Annotated in this window: 21 protein-coding genes; 9 read left to right on the top strand and 12 right to left on the bottom strand. The window is 56.2% G+C overall.

Annotated elements, in window-relative coordinates; all coding sequences use genetic code 11:
* Positions 1–63: 63 nt before the first annotated feature.
* The 5 genes from Y5S_RS18380 to Y5S_RS18360 all read right to left on the bottom strand — a co-directional run bounded on the left by Y5S_RS18380 (position 64) and on the right by Y5S_RS18360 (position 3482).
* A complete protein-coding gene (locus tag Y5S_RS18380) occupies positions 64–375 on the bottom strand; it encodes a hypothetical protein (RefSeq protein ID WP_035235174.1) in 312 nt (103 codons plus the stop codon).
* Positions 376–769: 394 nt separating this feature from the next.
* On the bottom strand, positions 770–1627 hold the full coding sequence (locus Y5S_RS18375) for a PA4780 family RIO1-like protein kinase (protein ID WP_035235171.1): 858 nt from the start codon (positions 1625–1627) through the stop codon (positions 770–772).
* A 216-nt stretch (positions 1628–1843) separates the two neighbouring features.
* A complete protein-coding gene (locus Y5S_RS18370) occupies positions 1844–2443 on the bottom strand; it encodes a lysophospholipid acyltransferase family protein (protein WP_035235168.1) in 600 nt (199 codons plus the stop codon).
* Positions 2444–2537: 94 nt separating this feature from the next.
* Complete coding sequence (locus tag Y5S_RS18365) at positions 2538–3110, bottom strand: NUDIX hydrolase (RefSeq protein WP_035235165.1); 573 nt, start codon at positions 3108–3110, stop codon at positions 2538–2540.
* Positions 3111–3113: 3 nt separating this feature from the next.
* Positions 3114–3482: a YidH family protein gene (locus Y5S_RS18360; RefSeq protein ID WP_035235162.1), complete on the bottom strand. Its 369-nt coding sequence runs from the start codon at positions 3480–3482 to the stop codon at positions 3114–3116.
* Between the two features lie 296 nt (positions 3483–3778).
* On the opposite strand from Y5S_RS18360, the gene Y5S_RS18355 reads away from it, so the two are divergent.
* Positions 3779–3985: a cold-shock protein gene (locus tag Y5S_RS18355; RefSeq protein WP_035235160.1), complete on the top strand. Its 207-nt coding sequence runs from the start codon at positions 3779–3781 to the stop codon at positions 3983–3985.
* A gap of 237 nt (positions 3986–4222) precedes the next feature.
* Here Y5S_RS18355 and Y5S_RS18350 read toward each other — a convergent pair whose 3' ends face one another.
* Both Y5S_RS18350 and Y5S_RS18345 read right to left on the bottom strand, forming a co-directional pair.
* Positions 4223–5674: a thrombospondin type 3 repeat-containing protein gene (locus Y5S_RS18350; protein WP_035235157.1), complete on the bottom strand. Its 1452-nt coding sequence runs from the start codon at positions 5672–5674 to the stop codon at positions 4223–4225.
* A complete protein-coding gene (locus Y5S_RS18345) occupies positions 5671–6660 on the bottom strand; it encodes an OmpA family protein (RefSeq protein ID WP_035235155.1) in 990 nt (329 codons plus the stop codon). Before Y5S_RS18345 ends, Y5S_RS18350 begins: the two co-directional genes overlap by 4 nt.
* A gap of 343 nt (positions 6661–7003) precedes the next feature.
* Between Y5S_RS18345 and Y5S_RS18340 the strand changes: the two genes are divergently transcribed.
* The 4 genes from Y5S_RS18340 to Y5S_RS18325 all read left to right on the top strand — a co-directional run bounded on the left by Y5S_RS18340 (position 7004) and on the right by Y5S_RS18325 (position 12784).
* Entirely contained in the window at positions 7004–7408 is a 405-nt protein-coding gene (locus Y5S_RS18340) for a thiol-disulfide oxidoreductase DCC family protein (RefSeq protein WP_035235153.1), read from the top strand.
* Between the two features lie 79 nt (positions 7409–7487).
* Complete coding sequence (locus Y5S_RS18335; RefSeq protein WP_035235152.1) at positions 7488–8291, top strand: DUF2059 domain-containing protein; 804 nt, start codon at positions 7488–7490, stop codon at positions 8289–8291.
* Positions 8292–8450: 159 nt separating this feature from the next.
* Positions 8451–9644: an efflux RND transporter periplasmic adaptor subunit gene (locus Y5S_RS18330; RefSeq protein WP_035235150.1), complete on the top strand. Its 1194-nt coding sequence runs from the start codon at positions 8451–8453 to the stop codon at positions 9642–9644.
* Positions 9641–12784 (top strand): efflux RND transporter permease subunit, encoded by a 3144-nt coding sequence (locus Y5S_RS18325; protein ID WP_035235146.1) that lies wholly within the window; start codon positions 9641–9643, stop codon positions 12782–12784. Before Y5S_RS18330 ends, Y5S_RS18325 begins: the two co-directional genes overlap by 4 nt.
* Before the next feature lie 583 nt (positions 12785–13367).
* Here Y5S_RS18325 and Y5S_RS18320 read toward each other — a convergent pair.
* On the bottom strand, positions 13368–14777 hold the full coding sequence (locus tag Y5S_RS18320; RefSeq protein ID WP_035235144.1) for an aldehyde dehydrogenase: 1410 nt from the start codon (positions 14775–14777) through the stop codon (positions 13368–13370).
* Between the two features lie 335 nt (positions 14778–15112).
* Between Y5S_RS18320 and Y5S_RS18315 the strand changes: the two genes are divergently transcribed.
* Together Y5S_RS18315 and Y5S_RS18310 are read left to right on the top strand one after the other, a co-directional pair.
* On the top strand, positions 15113–16273 hold the full coding sequence (locus Y5S_RS18315; RefSeq protein WP_052041712.1) for an amidohydrolase family protein: 1161 nt from the start codon (positions 15113–15115) through the stop codon (positions 16271–16273).
* Positions 16274–16294: 21 nt separating this feature from the next.
* Positions 16295–17719 carry a carbohydrate porin gene (locus Y5S_RS18310; RefSeq protein WP_035235142.1) on the top strand — a complete coding sequence of 475 codons (1425 nt, stop codon included), beginning with the start codon at positions 16295–16297 and terminating at the stop codon, positions 17717–17719.
* A gap of 325 nt (positions 17720–18044) precedes the next feature.
* Here Y5S_RS18310 and Y5S_RS18305 read toward each other — a convergent pair whose 3' ends face one another.
* Complete coding sequence (locus tag Y5S_RS18305; RefSeq protein WP_035235141.1) at positions 18045–18311, bottom strand: hypothetical protein; 267 nt, start codon at positions 18309–18311, stop codon at positions 18045–18047.
* A 14-nt stretch (positions 18312–18325) separates the two neighbouring features.
* Positions 18326–19285 (bottom strand): hypothetical protein, encoded by a 960-nt coding sequence (locus Y5S_RS18300; RefSeq protein WP_035235139.1) that lies wholly within the window; start codon positions 19283–19285, stop codon positions 18326–18328.
* Positions 19286–19476: 191 nt separating this feature from the next.
* Here Y5S_RS18300 and Y5S_RS18295 point away from each other — a divergent pair, with 191 nt between their 5' ends.
* A complete protein-coding gene (locus Y5S_RS18295; RefSeq protein ID WP_035235136.1) occupies positions 19477–19962 on the top strand; it encodes a YajQ family cyclic di-GMP-binding protein in 486 nt (161 codons plus the stop codon).
* 257 nt (positions 19963–20219) lie between these two features.
* Here Y5S_RS18295 and Y5S_RS18290 read toward each other — a convergent pair whose 3' ends face one another.
* Positions 20220–21467 (bottom strand): oxygenase MpaB family protein, encoded by a 1248-nt coding sequence (locus tag Y5S_RS18290; RefSeq protein WP_052041711.1) that lies wholly within the window; start codon positions 21465–21467, stop codon positions 20220–20222.
* A 188-nt stretch (positions 21468–21655) separates the two neighbouring features.
* Here Y5S_RS18290 and Y5S_RS18285 point away from each other — a divergent pair, with 188 nt between their 5' ends.
* Positions 21656–22153: a hypothetical protein gene (locus tag Y5S_RS18285; RefSeq protein ID WP_035235135.1), complete on the top strand. Its 498-nt coding sequence runs from the start codon at positions 21656–21658 to the stop codon at positions 22151–22153.
* A gap of 56 nt (positions 22154–22209) precedes the next feature.
* On the opposite strand, the gene Y5S_RS18280 is transcribed toward Y5S_RS18285, so the two are convergent.
* Positions 22210–23325: a choice-of-anchor P family protein gene (locus Y5S_RS18280; protein ID WP_197055181.1), complete on the bottom strand. Its 1116-nt coding sequence runs from the start codon at positions 23323–23325 to the stop codon at positions 22210–22212.
* Positions 23326–23539 lie beyond the last annotated feature (214 nt).

The following is a 23539-nucleotide window of genomic DNA, read 5'->3' as shown; positions in this document are numbered from 1 at the left end:
AGCGCCGCTCCTACAGCCCCTTTGAAGGCAGAGGTGACCAGGCCGGCGTCGAGCGTCTCCCGCTCAAGGACCGAAAGCCGTCCGGATCGAGTTCCGGGAAACTTCCTGCTCAAGGTCTGCCAATTGTCTGCCTGAAAAATGCTGACAGAGCGGACTCTCCCTATTGCTGCACTCGCGCTGGACGATCAGCGTGCATTCCTGCTGCACACGCACCCTCAAAACTTGCCGTTCGCTATCGTTCAAACTATCAGGCTGATAACTCATGGTTTCGGCAATACAGCTATCCACGGCTTTCTTCATTGCCACATTCTCACCATGGGCGGCCCCGCCCAACGACATCACCCCGACCACTGCAACCACGATTAACCTGTTCATACGCACCCCCTGTGCTTTCTCTCATCCTGAATATGCTGAAGTCCCTTGCGACCAGTCTGCAGCGTCGGATGAAATTTCCCCCTTGCTGCCTTTCCTGTTCGTCAAAACATCCTAGTCAATCTTTCGGTTTTTCGTTGTACGCCATTTCCTACAGGATGTAGGAATCTGGATTCGCCTCAGGGATTTCATGCACTACCAACCGTTTATCAGGCACCGGGATTGTCAGTAAACACAACAACTTGATAAACACCGCCCCACTCACTGGCCGCTTGTCCGGTTTTTGTCATTCTGTTGTGCTGCCCAGAGTGGGTCACGGGATAACACCAGACGATTGTCTGCCGGGAACGCCGTAAACGAAGGAAGTAGCGGAGGGGGGATTCGGTTATTTCGGGTGTCAGTCCAGCGAATCCGCGCCTTTGGCGCGCAACTTTCTGGCCTCTTCTTCTTCAAAGGCCGCCTTGATCTCTGCCAACACCTCGTCCACATCCGCTTCGTGGGTGTCTTCTTCGGCATCTCCACTAAGCTCCACATGGGGGTGCAGCTCCCCACCTTCATAGAGATCCCAGATTTCCCTGGCGTAGTTGGTCTCGGCCAGCTCGGGAGCAAACAGGGAGTAGTAGCGGCGCATGTTGTTGACGTCACGTTCGAGCATGGCGCGGGCATTGTTGTTGGCAGCGGCGTCGACAGCTTGAGGCAGGTCGATGATGACGGGGCCGTCTTCATCGACCAGCACATTGAACTCTGACAAGTCACCGTGAATCAGACCGGCACAAAGCATGCGCACGATATAGCGAATCATCAGCCGGTGATCTTCGCGGGCCTGGTCGGCGTCCATCACCACTTCACCGAGGCGCGGAGCCACATCGCCGGCTTCATCGGTGACCAGCTCCATCAGCAGGACCCCCTCCAGCATGCCGTAGGTGCGCGGCACCCGCACACCGGCATCGGCCAGGCGACGCAAGGCATCCACTTCTGCGCTTTGCCAGACTTTCTCCTGCTGCTCACGACCGAATTTGGAACCCTTTTCCATGGCCCGGGCGCGGCGGGAGTTTCTGACCTTGCGGCCTTCCTGGTACTGGGCCGCTTTCTTGAAGCTACGCTGCATGGCTTCTTTGTAGACCTTGGCGCAACGCACCTCGTCACCACAGCGCACCACAAAGACATCCGCCTCCTTGCCGCTCATCAGGCGGCTGAGGACTTCGTCGACAAGACCATCATCGACCAGGGGCTGGAGGCGTTTTGGGGTTTTCATGGGGCCACTTATACCCTATTTCCCGCTCGAGAGTGAGACCATCCAGAAGGGATTTTTCATGTGGGTTACATCCACCCCTGTCCCATGGGCCGGCACCCGCTAACGGCATCAAACCGCCCTGACCAGGGAGAGGCGCATGAGGCATGTACAGGTTCCCCGCCATAACCGCTATCAGCTTATCGCGAGTCGCCCAACGCAACCATCCTGCTGGCAGGATCATTGTCCGTAAAACGCCTTTACCGGCACCGACAGCTTGTCCGGGTGACGCGGGGTCGCGGTAGCGAAGTGCTGATAGATTGCCTGCAAATCCGCTTCCATGTCGTCTGAGGGATGAATCACCACAGGAAAGGAAAAGGTCTTTTTCTGGTAATCCGCCAGGGCGAGGATAATCGGCACATTGGCACGCTTGGCAATGTGATAGAAACCCAGCTTCCATTCTTCCGCATTACTGCGGGTGCCTTCCGGGGTGACAGCAATCAACAGCCTGTCGCGTTTTTGAAATTGCGCGACGGTCTGGGTCACCACGCCCCCCGCGCGGCCGCGCTCAATGGGAATCGCGCCCAACTTGTGCAGCAACCAGCCCAGCGGCCCCTTGAACAGGCTGTGCTTGATCATGATGTTCACGTCTTTCTGCAGCGCGGAACGACTGACCAGGGCAATGACACCATCCCAGTTGGAGGTGTGAGGCCCGCCGGCGATTACCGCCCGATCGATATCCGGGAAAGGGCCAGCCTTCCAGCCGGTCATGCGCAGCAGCCCCTGAGCAATGATCTGTGCCAGTGGCCTGCGTCCAGAATGGTGATGTGATGAGTCCATAGCTCCCCCATAAGCGACAAAGGCGCAGTGTACCGATACCGACACCGTAACGCATTGAGCGAAACTGCTGCCGAATCACCTGGCCAGCGATCTGTTATGAAACACCGTGCTTGTCGAGATACTCCCGCATCATGCTGTAACTCAGCCCCCAAATGCAGTAGTCCTGATAACGGCAACAGGGAAAGGTCAGCGTGCCCAACGGGGTGTTGATAGGTAACCGGGATTGATTGGCAGGGTCTGCGAGATACGCCAGCGGAATCCAGACGCCCTGACGCGCCTCATGGTTAAGCTGGAATGCGGTGTCGCCTTGCCAACGAAACACATGCGGGGTCACCACCATGGGACGCCAGCGACTGTGATGGCGGGTGAGCAGATCCGACAAGCGCCCGCGATACAGCCCCTCCCGATAGAGGTTCAGACCGGTTTCTTCTCCGGTCTCGCGCATGGCGGTGTCACGGCTGGAGCGGTCTCCTGGCTGCAAACGCCCACCCGGGAAAGCCATATCGCCGGACCAGGGGTCGCCATCGCGCCGGGCTCTCTGAATAAAGAACAGCGCCTCACTGCCCGGCTCATCACGATAGATCAATGCCACGGCAGCACGGGTAACATGACGGCGAAAGGGCAACTTCCGGGGCCGCGCCTTTTTCAGCCAGGTACGCATCACCATGGGTTAATGGCTCACGAACAGCGCCGCCGCCAGCAACAGCCCCAGCACGGCAACACCCAGATTGACAGCAATGCCCCAGCGGGCTGCATAGCCATCGGGAAAGTCAGAGGGCTTCAGTGACGCCAGCAACCGGGCATATTGCCGGGACGAAAATACCGCTACACCCGCACCGATCAGGATAAACATCAACCCGATAATCACTGTCACCAGATGGGCGCTCTTCTCGGTGGGCTCGCTGGAAAGCAGCCGGATCAGCATCCCGGAGCGTTCTATCACAAAGCCAAAGGCAATCAGCGCAATGCTGGTGCGGTTCCAGGCCAGCAATGTCCGCTCGGCCGCGAACAGGACCCGGGGGTCTTTCTCGTCAGACATAGCTATTCCAAATTGAGGGCTATCCTCTGAGGATAACCAAGGAAAGACGGGCCGCAATAGCGGTTATTCCCCCATCCATCCCCCCGCCCGCATCGACCGACGATCCGATAATGCGAATTTCGATGGACAGACTGGTGAATTACCTATACCTTGCGCGTTAGCTAAAAGATCGCGCTTGAATCACGTACTCCATTTCGGTGTTGTATAACTCGTCCTGCAGTTCTGAAGTCCAAGTTCCCGTTTTTCAGCTACACCCGCCCCCTGGGGCAAAACTTCATTTTTTTCAGGATAGTGTTATGTCTACTGTTAAAGGCACCGTTAAGTGGTTCAACGAAGCAAAAGGTTTTGGTTTCCTGGAGCAGGAAAACGGCCCTGACGTTTTCGCTCACTTCAGCGCCATTCAAGGCTCTGGCTTCAAAACTCTGGCCGAAGGTCAGGCTGTTGAGTTCACCGTGACTCAGGGCCCGAAAGGCCCGCAGGCTGAGAACATCGTTGCTCTGTAAGCAACTGTTCCAGTGAAAAAGGCGCCCTTGTGGCGCCTTTTTTGTTTCTGCGCAATAGCAACACGCTACAACGCGGGGGCCGGGTCAGCTGGCCGGCCAGGCCATGCCCCCAACCTAGGCACGGCGTTCGTTCAGCAAGCTGGATATCCCAAAAAGATCCGCTTTCTACACGACCCGCAGCCAGACAAAAAACGGGCCTCAGGGAGGCCCGTTTTTTATTACCCCGTTACTGCTTGATCAGGGCTTCGGCTGGTAGCACACATCGTGCACACGGAAGGCCTTGTTCACATTGAAGGCCCCCGCATAGGACAGGCTCACCGAATCAAAGCTGCCCGGCGCCTTGGTTACCAGGAAACGCTGATTGGTGTTGGCCCCAATACCCAGCAGATCAATATCCAGCAGACTGCCATCAACCACCCGCTCCGCCACCTTGTTGCCGTTGTCATAGAAACGAATGGTGATGAAGTTACCCAGCACCTCAATGTTCAGCAGCGGTGAGGTAGTGTCCGTGACCACAAAGCCGACATGGCTGGCGGCCACATTCTGGCTGTTGTCCTTGGCATTGGCTCGCACATAGGCACCGCCATAGACCAGCGCGGTACCGATGTTCATCTGCGCAAAGGTATCCACGTTGTTATCGATCATGCGCTCCGGATTATCCACGCTGCAGCCAAGACAGATGCCCGGCTCGCCCAACCCGCCCAGGCTACCGCCCTTGGCGTTATGGGTTGCGCTGGTCAGCGGGCTATAGGTCGCATGATTGGCGCAGGTAAAACCATCGTCGTCGCAGACATCACCCAAGCCATCACCATCGCTGTCTGTCTGATTACCGTTGGGCACCAGCGGACAGTTATCGGACACATCCGGCTCACCATCGTTATCGGTGTCTTCCATGGAGCCGCTACCACCATCACACAGATCACCAATGCCATCACCATCGGAATCCTGCTGATCGCCATTGGCAATCAGCGGACAGTTATCCTGATCATTATCATGGGCATCACCATCCAGATCCGCATCGCAGACATCCCCCAGACCATCCAGATCTGCGTCATCCTGGTTCGGATTGGGTAGCGTCAGGCAGTTATCCTGGCTGTCGTCCACGCCGTCACCATCACGGTCTCCTTCACAGGCATCACCTACGCCGTTCAGGTCTTCATCCGCCTGGTCCACATTGGCGGTGAACTGGCAGTTGTCATTGATGTTATCAACGCCATCGTTATCGGCGTCGCCATCGCAGAGATCGCCAACACCGTCGCCGTCCACATCCCCCTGATCCGGGTTGAACAGGAAGGGACAGTTGTCTATGCCATCATCAACACCATCATTGTCAGTATCGGCATCCATATCGCAGACATCACCGAGGCCATCGCTGTCGCCATCAGCCTGGTCCGTGTTGGCAATCAGAGGGCAGTTATCCTCGCCGTTGTCCACGCCATCGCCGTCACGATCCTCGTCACACACATCGCCCACACCGTCAGCGTCGGCATCTTCCTGCATGGCGTTGGCCATGTCCGGACAATTATCCAGAACGTCAGAGACACCATCGCCATCCTGATCCACGCTGCGCGTTTGCGGAGCTGCCGCTTTCTTGCGGCCACTGTCGCTGCTGCCGTCGGCTTCACAGCCCGCCAGCAACATGACCGCCAACGTCGCCAACAACATTACCTTGATTTGACTGGCTCTCATTTTTTCACCTCCATCACCCTGAATTCGACACGGCGGTTCATGGCCCTGCCGGATGCGGTTTCATTGCTGGCCACCGGGTCCAGCTCTCCATAGCCACGGGCGGTCAACCGTTCCGCTGCCACACCGTTTTCAATCAACAAACGCCGAACTGATTCCGCCCTTCCCAGCGACAACTGCTCGTTGTATTCCGCCGAGCCCACGCTGTCGGTGTGGCCACTGATTTCGATACTGAAATTGGTCTGGGCATTCAGGGCCTGGGCGACCCGCTCCAACACTGGCCGGGTGGAAGCCGTGACCTGGTCGGAGTTCAATTCAAAACCGATGTTGTGGAAGGTGATGGTCTGGTTGGTCAGCAGACAGCCCTTACCATCGACCTCGCCCCCTTTGAGCGTATTCGGACACTCATCACGGCTGTCCGGTATGCCATCTCCGTCGCTATCGGGCTCTTTCACCATGACCTCGACTTCCCGGGTTTCGTAGACGACTTTCTCGACCACCTTTTCTTCCACCCGGCTGAAGCCCAACGGGAATTCCAGGCCAATAGAGAATCGCCAGTCGTTGAAGCCACCCTCACCGAGGGTGCCGTTGTGACTGGTGCCCTCGAAATCGTCGTACAGGTACCGGCCTTCCACGCGTAACTTGAGGCCGTTGTCGAGCAGCGGATTGGACACCGCCCCAAGGCCCACATTGGCGTGGAAGTTGTAGTCATCATCCTCATCCGGCACCACGTCGTTGCGGATGACGCCCACGGCGGCTACCACAAACGGGGTGAAGGACATCCGGTCACCAAAGGCGTATAGCAACCCGGTGGTGAGCGATCCCTGGTAAAAGTCCGTGGAGAACTCTTCTCCGGTATCCAACCCATAGGCGGCAAACTCGGATTCCCACCACCAGTGGTCTGACAACTCACGGCCATAGGCCAGGGCACCACCCAGGCCTTTACTACCCAGATTTCGGTCTTCATCCAGTTCCAGATAGCTGGCCATGGGGCTGACATATTGCCGGGTGCCCGGTGATTCACTGCTGCTCCCGGCATAGGCCGGGATGCTGCTAAAAAGACAACAACACGAAAGGAAAGGGACTAGCGCGCGTCCGTTCATATATCCCCCAAATTGAGTGCAAATAAGTGCGGCGCAATTTCACTCGATCCAGGAATGAGAGAAAATCCGCATAAAGTACCAATGATTCACCAAGCGTTGACATAAAGTTACTGATCGTTCACTTTTTTGGTCTCCCCTCGGTCTCGATTAATACTTTGGGATAGGTTTTTAACCCCCTGCCACAAGGTGTCATTCGAATGGCATTCGCCACACTTGTCTGCGAGGCACCATGAAACCCGCTACCACTGACACCTGTCTGATTTACGACGGCGACTGTCCGGCCTGCCGCCACTATGCGAGTTTTGTGAGATTGCGTGATGCGGCGGGGACCCTGAGGCTGATCAACGCCAGGGAAGCACCCGATTGGGTGCAATATTTGCGGCAGCGCGAGATGCCATTGGATGAAGGGATGGTATTGATCTACCAGGGGCACTATTACCATGGCGTAGCGGCCCTGCAGCAGATTGCCCGACTCAGTAATGGCGTGGGCCTTCGCAACAGACTGAGTGCACGTCTGTTCCGTTCACGACGCATAGCACGATCTCTTTACCCGCTGATGAGAACACTGCGTCATGGGTTGCTGCGGCTTCTGGGACGAAAACGGATCGACTCAGACAGCCATCCCTGGCAATAATCGCCGCGGCGGATTTTCTTGCTAGAATGCACAATCTGTAAGCCATCAAAACAACAATAGCGATCTCCACGGAGCACCGATGTCACTCTCCCTGCTTGCCTGGCTGTCTTTGACAGCACGCACCCTGCTGGTGCTGCTACTCACTCCTTCGTTGCTGTTCGCCGCCGATACGGCCAAGGTTAAAAACCTGCTAGACCAATCCGGTTTCACCGAACAGGTGCAGAGCTGGCCAGACATGGTTCGTGCAGAGATTCGCCAGCATGGAGAAATCACCGACGACAATCTGGATCTGATCCTGACGCGTGCTGACAGCGATACGCTGGTCTCTGAACTACAAACCAGTGTTCAGGAACACATGGAAAAAACCTTGTCCGCTGCGGATCTGGAAGCCATCTCCCAGTGGTATCAATCTGCGCTGGGTAAACGTATTACCCAGGAAGAAGTGCAGGCCGCCACCAAACACGGGTTGCTGGAAATGCAGCAACAGGCAAAACAGCTGCAGGCGGACACGGATAAAGTCGCCCGCATGCGGCAGCTGGATGAACTCACTGGCACTACCGACAATGCCCTTGCCTTGCACACGTACTCAGCAACCGCCGTTGCCAAAGCCATACCCGGCAATGACGCTGGTGCAAAACCGGCCGCCCCGGACCCGACCGTCCTGCGTGCGCAAATCGAAAAACGGGTCGATCTCGCCTTCCTGTATGCCTACCGCAATCTGGATGCGGAAAGTCTGGATCGCTACCAGGACTTCCTGGCCAGCGAACCGGCACAACGCTTTCATCAGGCGATTCATGAAGGCATGACCAGTGCCCTGTCCCGTGAAATTGATAGCTGGGCAAACCAGCTTCATGAGGCCATGTCGGCACTGAACACGGATTGATCTGAAAACCATTTCGCGTCGGCGTGCCAAAGTGGCACGCCGTCGTGTCTCCCTGTAATTACCCTCCTCTCCCTTCCCTGTCACAGGCTTCATGCTAGAGTGAGCCTGAAATAAAGGATTCGGTGATCCACACCGACGAAAACACGGAGAGAATCTGCCATGCGCTGGATCAAACTGGGCCTGCCGCTGACCACCCTTTTACTTGGCGCCTGCGACGACGCACCGCCACCGGCAGCACCGCCACCGGAAGTCTTTGTGGTCACCGCCAGCGAGCAGTCCTACCAACCCGAGCGCACCTTTACCGCCCGCATCGATTCACGCAGCGACGTGAACATCACTGCCCAGGTCACCGGCAAGCTCACCGCCGTGCACTTCCGCGAAGGGGATAATGTGGAAGCCGGTGCGCCGCTATTTGATATCGATCCTGCCCCGTACCAGGCGGCCCTGGATCGTGCCCGCGCAGAGCAGGAACGCGCGCGCGCCACCTTGGCCGATGCCAAAAACAACCTGAATCGCGCCCACAAGCTGATCGAAAAGGGCTACATCTCGGACTCCGAGTACGACACCCTCAAGACCCGCAAGCTGGAAGCGGAAGCGGCAAAACAATCTGCCCGCGCCGCACTGGAAAGCGCCCAGGTAGATCTCTCCTACACGCATATTTCCGCACCGCAGGCTGGCCGCGTCGGCCGCTCGATCGCCTCCGTGGGCGATGTGGTCAGCCCTGGTTATGGCACGCTCACCACTCTGGTGGGCGGCAACGACATGCAGGCGGTATTCCAGATCCCGGAGCGGCTGCTCACCGACGCGGCCATGAGTGAAAACCAGCCCAAACCGTCAGACATCGAAGTCGGCCTGATCATGCCCAACGGCAGTGAGTACCCCTACACCGGCAACATTGTCTATGTCTCCAACCGGGTGAACACCAACACCGGCACCGTGGAAGTGCGCGCTGCCATGCCCGACCCGAGAGACCTGCTACGCCCCGGCATGTATGTACAGGCTCAGGTTCGCCTCAAGGAAAGTTTGAGTGGCTTGATGATTCCGCAGGCGGCACTGCAGGTGGATCAGCAAGGCACCTATGTATTCACCGTAAATGAGAACAACCGGGTGCTGCGCACCAACCTGCAAACCGGTGAGCGCTTCGGAGAAAACGTATTGGTCACCGAAGGCATGCAGGCAGGAGCCAAAGTCATTCTGCAAGGCATCCAGAAAGTGCGCCCTGGCAGTGAAGTGGTGGTGTCGGACTACAAACCGGCCACCCAGGCCCACGCAGGCAGCGAGCCTGAAATGCCGCCGGCCGAACCGGAAAACGAGGAAGTCACCGAGACCAGCCACGGGAGTGATGCCCCGTGATCAGTGGCGTTTTTATTCAGCGACCCAAGCTGGCCATGGTGGTCGGCCTGGTGATTACCTTCACCGGTTTGCTGGCCATGAAACTGCTGCCCATTTCCGAATACCCGGAAGTGGCACCACCGCAGATTTCGGTAAGCGCCAGCTGGCCCGGCGCCTCTGCCGCCATCATGGAAGAGTCCGTTGGGCAAGTGATCGAGGATGTGGTCAACGGGGTGGAAGGCATGGACTACATGTCATCCAGCTCTTCCAACAACGGTAGCTACAGTCTCGCCATTACCTTCGAAGTGGGCGAAGACCCGGACATGGCTCTGGTACGGGTGCAGAACCGGGTCAAGCTGGCCGAGCCTTCCCTGCCTGCGGAAGTCCGTGCCCAGGGCCTGACCATCGACAAGCGCTCGCCGGACATCCTCTTTACCATCAACCTGTATTCCCCGGACGGCTCCCTGGACGAGCTGTTCATTGCCAACTACAGCCTGCTCAATGTGCAGAACCCGCTCAAGCGGGTGGACGGCATTGCCGACGTGAGCGTGTTCAGCGCCGCGGACTATTCCATGCGCCTGTGGATGGACCCGCCAAAGATGACCGCGCTGGGCATTACCCCGGACGATATTGGCAACGCCCTGCGCGAACAGAACGTGCAGACCCCGGCGGGCAAGATCGGCGCACCGCCGTTTGACGGCAAGCTCAGCACCGAATACGCCCTGCAAATGGAGGGTCGCCTCAAGGATGTGAAAGAATTCGAAAACATCATTCTGCGTGCAGATGAAAACGGCGGCATGGTGCGTCTGGGTGATGTGACCCGCATCGAACTGGGCCAGCTCTCCTACAGCATCGCCGCCAATTATCAGAATCATCCCACCACGGTGATGGCCGCTTACCTGTCGCCCGGCGCCAATGCGCTGGCCACCGGGGATGCCCTCAAGCAGGCACTGGAAGACCTCAGCCAGACGTTCCCGGATGGCCTCGATTACGCCATCGGCTATGACACCACCCGCTATGTGGAAGTGGCCATTCGCCAGGTCACCAGCTCCCTGCTGATGGCGGTGGGGCTGGTGATTCTGATCACCTTTATCTTCCTGGGCGACTGGCGACCTACCCTGGTTCCTACTGTGGTGATTCCGGTCTCGCTGATCGGCACCCTGGCAGTGATGCTGGTGGCCGGCATGACCATCAATACCATTACCCTGTTTGGTCTGATTCTCGCCATCGGGATTGTGGTGGACGACGCCATCCTGGTGGTGGAAAACACCGACCGCCATCTCAGCGAAGATCCCAACATTTCTACCCGCGATGCGGTAACCCGCACCATGGAAGAAGTGACCGGTCCGATCATTGCCACCACTCTGGTATTGCTGGCCGTGTTTGTGCCCGTGGCACTGATGCCCGGCATCACCGGCATCATGTACAACCAGTTTGCCGTCACCATCTGTGTGGCAGTGGTGCTGTCATCGGTATGCGCACTGAGCCTGAGCCCTGCCGTGGCCAGCTTGGTGCTGCGCCATGGCAAGGAGGAGGCCGGCTGGTACAAGCTGTTCAACAAGGGCTTTGCCAAAGTCACCGGCGGCTACTCCCATATTGTCGGCGGCCTGCTGGGCCGTCGTGGGCTGACGCTGGTGCTGTACGCGCTGATCATGATCGGTCTGTTCTTCGGCGCCCGCGCGGTACCCACCGGCTTTGTTCCCATGGAAGACAAGGGCCTGTTGCTGGTGAACGTGCAGCTACCGGATGCCGCCTCCATTAACCGCACCGAAGCGGTGGTGGAGGAAGTACAGAAAATGCTGACTGCCGACCCGGCCGTGGAATCCGCCACCATGATCGCCGGTTTCTCCATGCTCACCGGCGGCGTGCAGAGCAACGGCGGCACCGGCTTCGTGGTGCTTAAACACTGGGATGATCGCCCGGACTTCAAGGACATCTCGCTGGCCGTGTCTGCGCGTCTTACCCAGCAAGCCTACAAGACCATTCCGGAAGCCCAGATCCAGTCTTTCCCACCGCCGTCCGTACCCGGCATGGGTGCCGTTGGCGGCCTGGAACTGGTACTGGAAGACACCCTTGGCCGCAGCCATGCGGAACTGGCGGGTGCCATGCAATTACTGGTAGCCGCCGCTAATGAGTCACCGCTGTTCAGCAGTGCCTATTCCAGCTTCCGTGCCAATGTCCCCATGTACCGAATCGACATTGATCGCAACAAGGCCAAGACCTTGCAGGTACCGCTGACCAATGTGTTCACCGTATTGCAAAGCCAGCTGGGCTCCAGCTACATCAATGACTTCTCCCTGTTCGGCCGCACCTTCCGGGTGATGATGCAGGCCGACCCGGACTACCGCTCCGACCTGAAAGACATTGAGCAACTGTATGCCCGCAGCAGCAAGGGCGACATGGTGCCACTGTCCACCCTGCTCACTGTGAGCCCGGTGCTCGGCGCAGACATCAGCAACCGCTATAACCTCTACCGTTCCGCCATCCTGCGAGCCTCACCAGTCACCGGCGTCTCCAGCGGCGATGCCATGCAGGCGCTCGAAGGCATTGCCGACAGGGTGCTGCCACAGGGCTACCAGGTGGAATGGACCGGCCAGAGTTATCAGGAAAAGAAAGCCGGCAACCAGATTGGCGTCGCCTTTATCCTGGCCATGGTGTTCATTTACCTGTTTCTGGTGGCCCAGTATGAAAGCTGGTCGGTGCCAGCCGCCATCATCCTGGTGGTACCCATCGCTGTGGCGGGGGCTATCGGTGGATTGCTGATGGTAGGCCAGATCGGTATCCCGCAATTGGGAGCGCTGGATCTGTTCGCCCAGGTCGGGCTGGTGCTGCTGATCGGACTCGCCGCCAAGAACGCCATTCTGATCGTGGAATTCGCCCGCGAACGGCGCGAGCAGGAAGGCCTGTCGATTCTTGAGGCCGCTGCCGAAGCCGGTCGCCTGCGCTTCCGCGCCGTGTGCATGACCGCTCTGTCCTTCGTGCTGGGCATCCTGCCACTGGCCTTTGCCAGTGGCGCCGGCATGTTCAGCCAGCTGTCATTGGGGCACACAGTGATGTGGGGCATGCTGGCAGCATTGTTGATCGGCACCCCGATGATTCCGGCGTTCTATGCCATCGTGCAGAGCACCCGGGAAACCCTGAAGCAAAAATTACTGAAGTGAACGCGGCGGGGCAGTACAACATGCGACTGCCCCGCAGCCGGAATCAGGACTAGACGAGTTTCGAGTTTCGAGTTTCGAGTTTCGAGTTTCGAGTTTCGAGTTTCGAGTTTCGAGTTTCGAGTTTCGAGTTTCGAGTTTCGAGTTTCGAGTTTCGAGTTTCGAGTTTCGAGTTTCGAGTTTCGAGTTTCGAGTTTCGAGTTTCGAGTTTCGAGTTTCGAGTTTCGAGTTTCGAGTTTCGAGTTTCGAGTTTCGAGTTTCGAGTTTCGAGTTTCGAGTTTCGAGTTTCGAGTTTCGAGTTTCGAGTTTCGAGTTTCGAGTTTCGAGTTTCGAGTTTCGAGTTTCGAGTTTCGAGTTTCGAGTTTCGAGTTTCGAGTTTCGAGTTTCGAGTTTCGAGTTTCGAGTTTCGAGTTTCGAGTTTTCAGGATTTTGCTTTGTCTGATGGCGACCAGCAAGCTAGTTCCGACCTCACTACGAAGCCGCTGCAGGAACGTAGCGCAACGGAGGAACCTGCCCTCCCGCCAACCTGCGATGAACCATAAAAAAGCCCGGCGTTTTGCCGGGCTTTTTTATGGAGGAAGACGCGTTACTTGATCATCTTCTTGATCATGTTCACCTTGTCCAGATATGGCGCATAACGCAGCTTGATATCAAACAGGGTCGTAGCCTTGAGGATGCCTCGCTTGTGGGAGAACGCATCAAATGAGTTCTGCCCATGGTAGGCCCCCATGCCACTCTCGCCCACACCACCAAACGGCAGGTTCGGGTTGGCCACATGCATTACCGTGTTGTTGATGCAACCACCACCGAACTGGGTGTTGGCCAGCACATGCTGCTCCACATCTTTGCTCTCGGTGAACAGGTACAGCGCCAGCGGATGCTCCGGCAGCTTCTTCAGATTGGCGATCAGCTCTTCCAGAGTGGAGTAGGTCAGCATGGGCAGCACCGGGCCAAAGATTTCTTCCTGCATCACCGCGTCATCCATGCTCACATCCTTGAGCAAGGTCGGGGCGATAAAGCGCTGGCCGGCATCCGTCTGACCACCCGCCAGCAGTTTGCTCTTGTCGATCAGGCCTGCCACACGCTCGAAGTGACGATCATTGATCATGCGCCCCAGGTCAGGGCTCTGAGCCGGGTTATCGCCGTACCACTCCTTGAGGGTGGCAACCATTTCCTTTTCAAAGGCGTCCTTGATATCTGCATGGACATGGATGTGATCCGGCGCCACACAGGTCTGGCCCGCATTCATCATCTTTCCTGCCAGGGTACGCCGCACCGCCACTTTCAGGTTGGCATCCTTGTGGATGATGGTCGGGCTCTTGCCGCCAAGTTCCAGAGTGACCTTGGTCAGATGCTTGGCAGCTGCAGCCATCACGATGCGGCCCACACGCGGGCTGCCGGTAAAGAAGATGTGATCAAAACGCTGCTCCAGCAGCACATTGGTCACTTCGGTGCTGCCTTTAAAGGTCGTCACCAATTCGTCGCTGAAACACTCTTTCATCATTTTCTCCACCACATTGGCCACAGTGGGATTCAGTGAGGAGGGCTTCAGTACAGCGGTGTTACCAGCAGCGATAGCACCAATCAAAGGCTGAACCAACAGCAGGAAGGGATAGTTATAAGGCCCCATCAGGAAAGTCACGCCCTGAGGAACAGACTCGATGCGGCTACGACCCGGCTGTGCCCACAGAGTAGTGCCCACTCGCTTGGGTTTCATCCAGTGTTTCAGATGCTTGATAGTGTGTTTCAGATCTTCGTAGGCGGTGCTGATTTCGACATAGGCTTCGAACTCCGGACGTCCAATGTCCGCTTTCAGGGCTTCCTGAATTTCGGTCTGGTATTTCACCAGAGCGGCCTTGAGCTTCTTTAGCTGCTGGATACGGAATGCATAGCTCCGGGTGGCTCCGGATTCGAAATAACGGCGCTGCTTGGCAACCGCCTCGGCTGCCCAGTCCTGGGACTGATTGATATTATTGTCGTCGAGTACCGCACCCATGATTTGCCTCCTTGATATGCCTGCAACCACTGCGATTGGAGACTGAGTGTTTCATGGGCGTCGAAACGACACCATGAGATTTGTTTCTCGCAACTGACCAAAAACACCATGATCTTGATGAGAGCCATCAGAAAGAAACAGTGCATGTCACTATGTATATTCCTGTGTCATTTTCAGCACCCTCATCAACCGGCAACGTAAGCAGCGCACACTTCTGTATCCTGGCAGCTAGGCCCCATGGCCGAATGATTTCAATTCACTTACTATCAAACAGACTCTGGCCGGTTGTTTACCCGCCAGCGCACTTTCAAACGGCAGCACATGGATGACAGGATATGGACTTTCTCTCGTTTACCGGCTTCGCCCGCCGACTCCGTACACCGCTCCTGGCCGTTCCGATGGCCGCCATTATCAGCGGTTGTGCCACACTGGACTCCTTCAGCAGCACCGACACCCGCAAAGACAACCCTCGCACCCTGGCATCATTAAGCGAGCCCAGTAATCAACAGGCCTGTTATGACCGGGAGAAGGAACCTTACACCCCGCTAGTGGACGCTCACTTTCATCCCCGTCCCTTTGGCGGCCCACCCATCAAGGCAGAAAAACTGCATGCCATGCTGGAAGCCCAGGGCGTCCGATTCGTGAACTACTTTGGCATCGGCCAGATTCTGGAACTGGACTCCGGTTGTAGCTATTACCTGGATTGCCCGGGTGTGACTGCCGTGCCCAGCATCAAGAATGATTTTGCCAACGGTCTGGAAACCGTGCATTACCCCAGTGACAATCTGCACATCACGCTTTCCATGACCTTCATGGATCTGGCTCACCCTGACGACATTGCCGATATGATCGAACTCTACGATCGCGAATTCCCCGGCATGTTCAGCTGGAGTGGCGAACTGAATGTGATGAAACAGGCGCTCCTGAAAAACAACCATGAGCCGGCTACGATCGAATCTATCAACCAGTGGGGGCCTTTCATGGCAGTGCTGCGTGAACGTGGCATTCCGGTGACCTTCCATTCCGATCTGGGTAACGACGCCAATCCCACTGAGTTTCTTCCCTTGATGAAACACATCCTGGAAACCTATCCGGATAACAAAATCGTCTGGGCACACATGGGACTTTCCAAAGAGCTGGGCAATATGGATCCGGCACGTCATGTGGACATTCTCAGTGGCCTGCTCGATACCTACCCTCACCTGATGCTGGATGTCTCCTGGGACGTGCTTTACAACGAATACCATCAATGGGGTGACATTTATGTGCCATTCCTGAATGAATACTCCACCCGCATTCTTCCCGGCACCGACTTTGTTGCCGCCGGCTACAAGGCAGACGACCAGTATGGCAAGGAGCTGGAAGTGACCAGCCGGGTACTGCGTGCGCTGGATGACGAGGCTTTCCGGAACATTGCCCTGGGTGCCAACTACTTCCGCTTGATGAATCTGGATTACCACGCCCCCAACGTTTGCTCTGCAGACACCAATAGTTAATCAAGAAGAAGGGACTCGGGAATGCGTAAATCAACCACTCTTTCGGCGGCGCTTTGCGCTGCCATGCTTGCACCAAACGCTGTTGCAGAAACCGACTCAAAAGCGGTGGAACAGCAACTTCAGGAGTTAAAAACCCTGAGGCAAAATCTGGAACAACAAAGCCAGCAATTTGATCAACGGATCCAGAAGCTGGAAACCGAACTTTATGGAGAAAGCACAGCGGCACCGAGCAATGCTCCCCAGCCCGGCACCAGTCTGGGTTATCGGCCTGGCCGGGGCTTCAACCTGTTCAGCTCGGACATGGGCGAGGTGAATTTCGGCGTATTCAGCTATACCCGCTACCTGAACCAGAAAGATTTTGATCGCACCTATACAGACAGTTTTGGCAACACCATCAGCATCGATCCGCGTAACGATTTCCAGTTCCAGAAGGTGAATATCAGTTTCAAGGGCTGGATCTTTGATCCCAAGTTGAAATACCTGTTCTACACCTGGACCTCCAACACCAGCCAGGGCGACCCGGCCCAGGTGGTAGTGGCCGGGAACCTAGGCTATCACTTCAATCCCGCATTCAAACTGTATGCCGGTATCGGTGCACTGCCCTCTACCCGTTCCACCAACTACACCTTCCCGAACTGGCTGAAGAACGACCACCGCACCATCGCCGATGAATTCTTCCGGGGTTCCTACACCACTGGCATCTGGGCAGAAGGTCAAATCGCCGAGGGGCTGATGTACCGCGCCATGCTCGGTAACAACCTCAGTCAGCTGGGCGTCAGCGGCAATCAGCTGGATGACGGTCTCAATACTGTGTCCGGTTCATTGTGGTGGATGCCCACCACCGGTGAATTCGGCCCCGGTGAAGGATTTGGTGATTACGAGTTCCACGAACAACTGGCCACCCGCTTTGGCATTCACTTCACCCACAGCCGGGAGGATGCTCAGGCACAGCCAGGCACCAACTCGTTCGAGAACTCCCAGATTCGCCTCTCAGACGGCACCTTGATCTTCCAACAAGACCCGTTTGCCAATGGCTCCACCATCGACCAGGCCACTTACCAGATGGCTGCCGCCAATGCCGGCCTGAAGTACCGCGGCTGGTTCCTGGAAGCTGAGTTCTACCATCGTTGGGTGGACAAGTTTGATGCCACAGGCCCGTTGCCGGTGGACGAACTGGATGACAAAGGCTACCAGGTACAAGCTTCCATGATGGCCATCCCGAAAGTGCTGCAACCCTACGTTGCCTATTCAGAAATTCAGGGCGAATACGGTACGCCTCATGACCTTAGCGTCGGCTTCAACTGGTTCCCGTTCAAGCGCAAGGAGTTCCGTTTCAATGTGCAAGGGTTGTATCTGAAGGATTCGCCGGTGGGCTACAGCAGCGTGCCCTTCCAGTTGGGAGGCAACGGCTGGGCCTTTACCACGGACATGGTGTTGGCGTTTTAAGAGACGCAGCACGCTTTACGTGCCGGACGCCCGATGCAAAAAAGCCCGCCCGTTACCGGGCGGGCTTTTTTCATCAGTACCACATCCGCTATACCCCGAGCAGGAGCCCACCTCGCCTGAGCGATCCAAGCCCAGGCGAGGCAAGGATTCCAGAAGCGCGTCTCGAGTACCGAGTTCCGAAGATCAAAACCCAAGCTTCTTTCCATGCTTCAGGTTCTGCCTTTCGAAACTCGCTTCTCGTAACTCGAAACTGTTTTTGTTTCCTCGCTTAAGCCCGGATCGCCTGCAGGCAGATTATTCGCTGCGCTCACCCTACGGGAAAGCGTTACACCCGCAGGTACTTGGCGGCCTTGCTGTCTGCCTTTTTCGCCAACGGTTTCAATTCTGCGATTTTTTTGCAAACCTCATCGCATTCTTCCTTGCTCAGTGCATGACCCTCTACCGCCTTGTGCAGCTGGGTCATGTAGTTATCCAGTACGGAGATCACCGACAGGTGTACCACCGGCGCAATGGAAGCCTTTTTCATCTGCGGGCGTTGCTTGCGGTGCGCCTGTTCCCAGCGCTTTTCAAAATCCTTGTGATTTAGTGACATCTCTCTCTCCTTGTTCAGAATGTCAGCTTGTTAACGCTGATACTGTTCAACCCCAGCTCACCACCGGTAATCCCTTCCAGGGACACCGGCAGACTGATGTCGTTGATGGATACCTTGCCCAGATCCGCCGCCAGCTGCGCATCACTAAGCGTCATGCTGCCCACGTTGAGATGTACAGTGGGGGTCACCCGGACACTGACCTTGAGGATACCGATATCAACGCCCACTGATTTGTCCGAAGCCGTGGCGTCAGCGGTAAAGGAACCGCTGGTGGCAGACGGCATATTCACCGCCGGGATCGCCACATTCTCCAGGCTGGCACCGGGCAGGTTGAGGTGCTGGGTAGGCGCTGCACGATTGACACGCATGGCCTCACCGTCTGCCGATGGCACAGTGACGGAACTGAGCGTCAGATCACCCACCCCCATTCCGGTGATGGATAGTCCGGCACTGGGCAGACTCAGCTTGTCCAGCCGCACACCGCTGATATCCAGATTGCCCAGATCCAACTGGTCAATGGGCTTCATCTCGGCCACCAGGCCGGGGATATCAATACTGGGAATCTGCAAGTCGATATCGCCCAGATCCGGGACCGTAATCGTGCCCAGGTCCACCGGGATATCGAGACTACCCATGTTCTCACTGCCATCCCAGCTGCCAATCCAGCCCAAATCGATTTCCCAGTCCAGATGGAATTCCAGCTCCACAATGCTGCGTACCTGATTCAGCACCGCATTGGCATTGTTGACGCTGGCCGAACCGTTCTGCACCGTCAGGCTGCCAATGCTGGCACTACCCAGATTGACCCTTTCCACTTTGAGATTATTGAGGGTGCCGCTATCAACGCTGACCTGATCGATGGCGATCTTGCGGGACACCTGGGCACCGAGCAGACCCAGACGGGTCAACAGATCGCGGGAAACAGGCAGGGATTCCAACAGACTGTCCGGTGACAGCCGTTCCTTGAGTGACATGATATTGCCTCCTGGCTTGTTGTTAGTGCTCACACTCCTGTGCAGCACAGGCAACATAAACCCGAGGACGATTCACTAATATGCTTCAAAAGTACCAATTTTCAGGAATGTGACATCCGTTGCAGCCTGCCCTCCTCCCTCCTCAACAGGTATACTTGGCAACCTTTGACCCTGCGAGGGGAGCCGACACCATGCCGTCCTTTGATATTGTTTCCGAGATTGATGAAGTGGCCCTGCGTCATGCGGTGGAAAATGCCAACCGTGATCTGAGCAATCGTTTTGACTTTCGCGGCGTGGAAGCCAGCATCGAGCAAAAAGGTCTGACCGTGACGCTGAAAACGGTGTCCGACTTTCAGGTGCAGCAGCTGGAAGATATTTTCGCCAAAGCCGCCGTCAAGCAAGGCATCAGTGCCGCCGGCGCAGACCGCCCGGAGAAGCCGGAGCACAGCGGCAAAACCTTCTCTCTAACCCTGACCTTCAAGCAAGGTCTTGATCAGCCTACCGCCAAGCAGATCGTGAAAATGATCAAGGATGCCAAACTGAAAGTTCAGGCCTCCATCCAAGGTGAACAGGTGCGCGTCAACGGCAAGAAACGTGACGATCTTCAGGAAGCCATTGCGCTGTTGAAAGCCTCCAAGCTGGAGATTCCTCTGCAGTTCAATAACTTCAGGGACTAACATCAGCTACAAGCTACAACGCGAGTGAAGCGCTGTAGACACTGAAACGCAAGAGGCCGCGCCCGGAATTCGGGCGCGGCCTCTTGCGTTGTGGCTTACGGTTTTTGTAGGAGCACCGCTTGAGGTGCGAATTTCAGAGTTTCGAGTTTCGAGTTTCGAGTTTCGAGTTTCGAAAAGCGAAGATCAAAACCCTTCGACAATGGAAAGGTTATCTTTTTGATTTTCGAAACTCGCTTCTCGCTTCTCGTAGCTTATTTTTACCGAAACAGCTTTTTCACCGGTGTAAACGTCGTATCCGCTTTCAGCTTTTTCACTTGCCTGGGGAACTGTCCCTTGCGCGCTTTTTCACCTAACCACATAAGAGCCTTGTTAGCACCAGGGGTAGCGATACGCGCCAGCTCCAGCCCGACACGAACCGGAGCCTGCGCAGGCCAGAAGTATTTGGTCAGTGTGCGGGGCAAGCCCAGTTTGTCAGCCGCTTCATCACCCAGAATATAACGACTGTAGCCTGCTCGCAGGGTGTACTCTAACCTGCCCAGATATTGCTGCACCCCGCCATCACGATTCTGCAATGAGGCATTGGCCAATGCCTCGCCCAAACGGCGGGTGTCATCATCACTCTCGCCGATGGTCGCCATCACTTGATACAGCGCACGCATACTGTCCTTTTCATTAGCAGGCAGGATGCGTTCATCTACGCCCATCAGGTAACCCACGTAGCGCCAAAGATGCACTACCGCTTCTCGCTCACGGCGACTGAAAAGGTAACCCAGTGAACGCAACCCGGTAAGAAAAATGACAGAAAATTCCAGGATGGTGCCCATGGAATCCCACTGATTCAACGGATAACCCCAACGCATATCCCAGCTATCAGACTTCAGTAACATGCTACGCACTTGCGCATGCATCAGCCGCACCCGCACAGCACTCTTGAAGCCCTCTTCACCCCGCTCCAATCCACCGGGCGTTGTCACGTCCATCCAGAATTTACCGGTTTCTATCAAACGGCGGTTCGCCATGCGATCCAGCTGCCCGGTGAAGACCAGCGGCTTGGCCGCTGCGCCAGCCAGATAGCCACCCATGAGGGACATATTTCGCAACACCAGCTCGCCAGACATCCCCACTCGATAAGAGACTTCGCAGCCCAATCGCAACAGCTCCCGGTCCAGCCAAATCGGCTCATGATCTATCTGCCGGAATAACGCGAGCAGCGCTTGCGGTGGGTTATGTAAAGAATCAATCCCTTGTTCTAACGCCTGATCGACCAGCTTCCTTCCCTTCCCCGCTGGCAGCTGTCCATACATGGCGACAACCGCATCGGCCAGCGGATCCCCAGAGAGCATAGATTCGCGTATAACTTTCATCTGCCCTTCAGTCGGCTGCGGGTCAGAATCCAGCATCCACTTGAATAGAGCGCGTACTTTATTCATTCCTGGCCGCGCGGGATCACCCACACGATTCAGACTGGCCGGATCCAGCGGTAATTTCTGCAGCATGGCAGTCATCTCTCTCTCCTTGCCGGCATTCCGACAAAAGCGGGTAAGTTCTGATGGAGATAACATGTCGCTGCAAGAGAAGAATGACAAGAAAACGAAACGCAAAATGTCCTTGTATGACAGAAACAGAATGCACTTTTTTATCCACTCTGGGTCTGCTAGTTTCCTTCCGCCCGTAAACAAAAAAGGATAAAGGGATGACGTCTGACATCACCTCGGCCCACAAGCGCATGACCCTGCTCTGGTTTGTGGTGCTTAGTACCCCCATGCTGATAGGCATTGCTGTTGTTCTAATGGTGATCGTGGGCGGCTATACCGCTCCGGCGATATTAATCCCTGAAGATCAGCTGCGGATGGGCTCACTGGGAGCCATGGCGTTGATGTTGTTGTGCGCACGTCCTTTGCGCAATTGGCTTCTTTCCCCCGCTGCGATCGCCGCTCGACCGGTACAAGGGCTCTCTCCCAACGAAGATGAAAACGCCAATGCTGCAGGGAAAGTGCAGGCCAGCATGTTTCTGCTGCTTGGCATTCTGGATGCAGTGTCCATGATTGTCGTCGCATTGAGCCTGATGCAAGCCGACATGCAACTGGCGGTCTTGAACGGAATCTATACCCTGGTACTCGCGATCATCGCCAAACCGGATTTTGCTGAACTGATCAAGGCGGTTCGACAGCAGCTTTCCCGCTCCGCCTGAAATAATGTACGCCCTGTCAGGCCAGTGCTGACAGGGCGTACTCACCTCACTTTATCCTATTTTTTCTTGCCATTGCCTTTGCCCTTACCTCCTCCGTCGCCACCATCTGTACTGCCAGCATCACACTGGCCGGGCTTGTGTAGCTGGATATTGCCACGGGCAATGGTCCCTGCTTCGGCATAGCCACCTGACAGGATCGACAAGCTGTCATTCACTCCCGGCTCGCCGCGATCAGCGACTGTCACTGTGCAAGTACTGTTACCTGTGCCCGAACAGCCATACACCAGTTTCCGGGTCACCTCATCCAGCACCGTGTATTCGGAAACGCTACTACCCTTGATGTGGGGGCCTGCGCTGCGATGATCTACCAGGTTCAGGTGACCACTGAGCCCATTGGGTTTAAGGCCTCCCACCATGCCAAAGGACAGCTTTCCACCCGCCACTTCCAACTGGCCTCCACCGGTCACAAAATCCTTCACCGGACAGACATAGGTATCGCCACAGGTAATACCCGCCTTGGTGTGACTGATGATGACATCCGCAGACAGCAGTCTGTCCAGACCAAGATCAATCAAACCCAGCAAGGGATCATCATCACCGAGCAAGGTCACATGCAGGGCATTGGTTTCAACGCTGTTACCGGAAAAGATCTGCTCATTGATAACAATGCTGGCAACGCCCGGAATACTGACCGTCTGATTTGGCTGGCCCGACACAGTGATCGCCTGACCATTGATTGCCAGCTCGGCAATATGCGATGAACCCTGTGTATCCGCATCTCCGGAGAGACACTGACTGGAGGCATCGGCCTGCAACACCGAGGCGGAGATAGTCAGCACATCCAGTACTGATAGCTCCAACCCCACCACTGTGGCGTTAGCATGGGTAAGATCACCGCTACCGGTAACCGAAGTGGATAGCACGCTGACGCCCAAATCCACCAGCCCGGTCTGCACCGTCTCACTCAAACCCTTTTCGATCATACCGCCCGACGCATTCAACTGGCCGGTATCGCTAAGCACCACCTTCGTTTCACCAAGCAGAAAAGTATTGAGCGTGATATCCACCGCCGTGGCTTCACCACTATAGGTTGTGGTGGTACTGCCACCACCGCCGCCCTTGCCTGCCGGCGGACCTTTTGCTTCAGTAATGACAGGGAGAGCAACAACCATTGCCGTCGCCAATGTAAGTCGCCAGAGAGTTTTCAGAACCAATAGAAACTGTCGCATCTTGCACCTCCTTATGCCGGGTATTTCCCAAGGCGGCTCACAAGACGCGAATAGAACGCGAACTATTGGGGCTACAATTTGTCAGCGCTGATGCGCTGTCAATGCAACCCAAGGACTAGCAGGCTGTTGAGAAGCCCCTTGCATACTCAGCGTGGCC

Source organism: Alcanivorax nanhaiticus (assembly GCF_000756665.1).
Lineage (GTDB): Bacteria > Pseudomonadota > Gammaproteobacteria > Pseudomonadales > Alcanivoracaceae > Alcanivorax > Alcanivorax nanhaiticus.
Note: the sequence above shows the minus strand (reverse complement) of the source record. Positions and strands in the feature narration are given on the sequence as shown.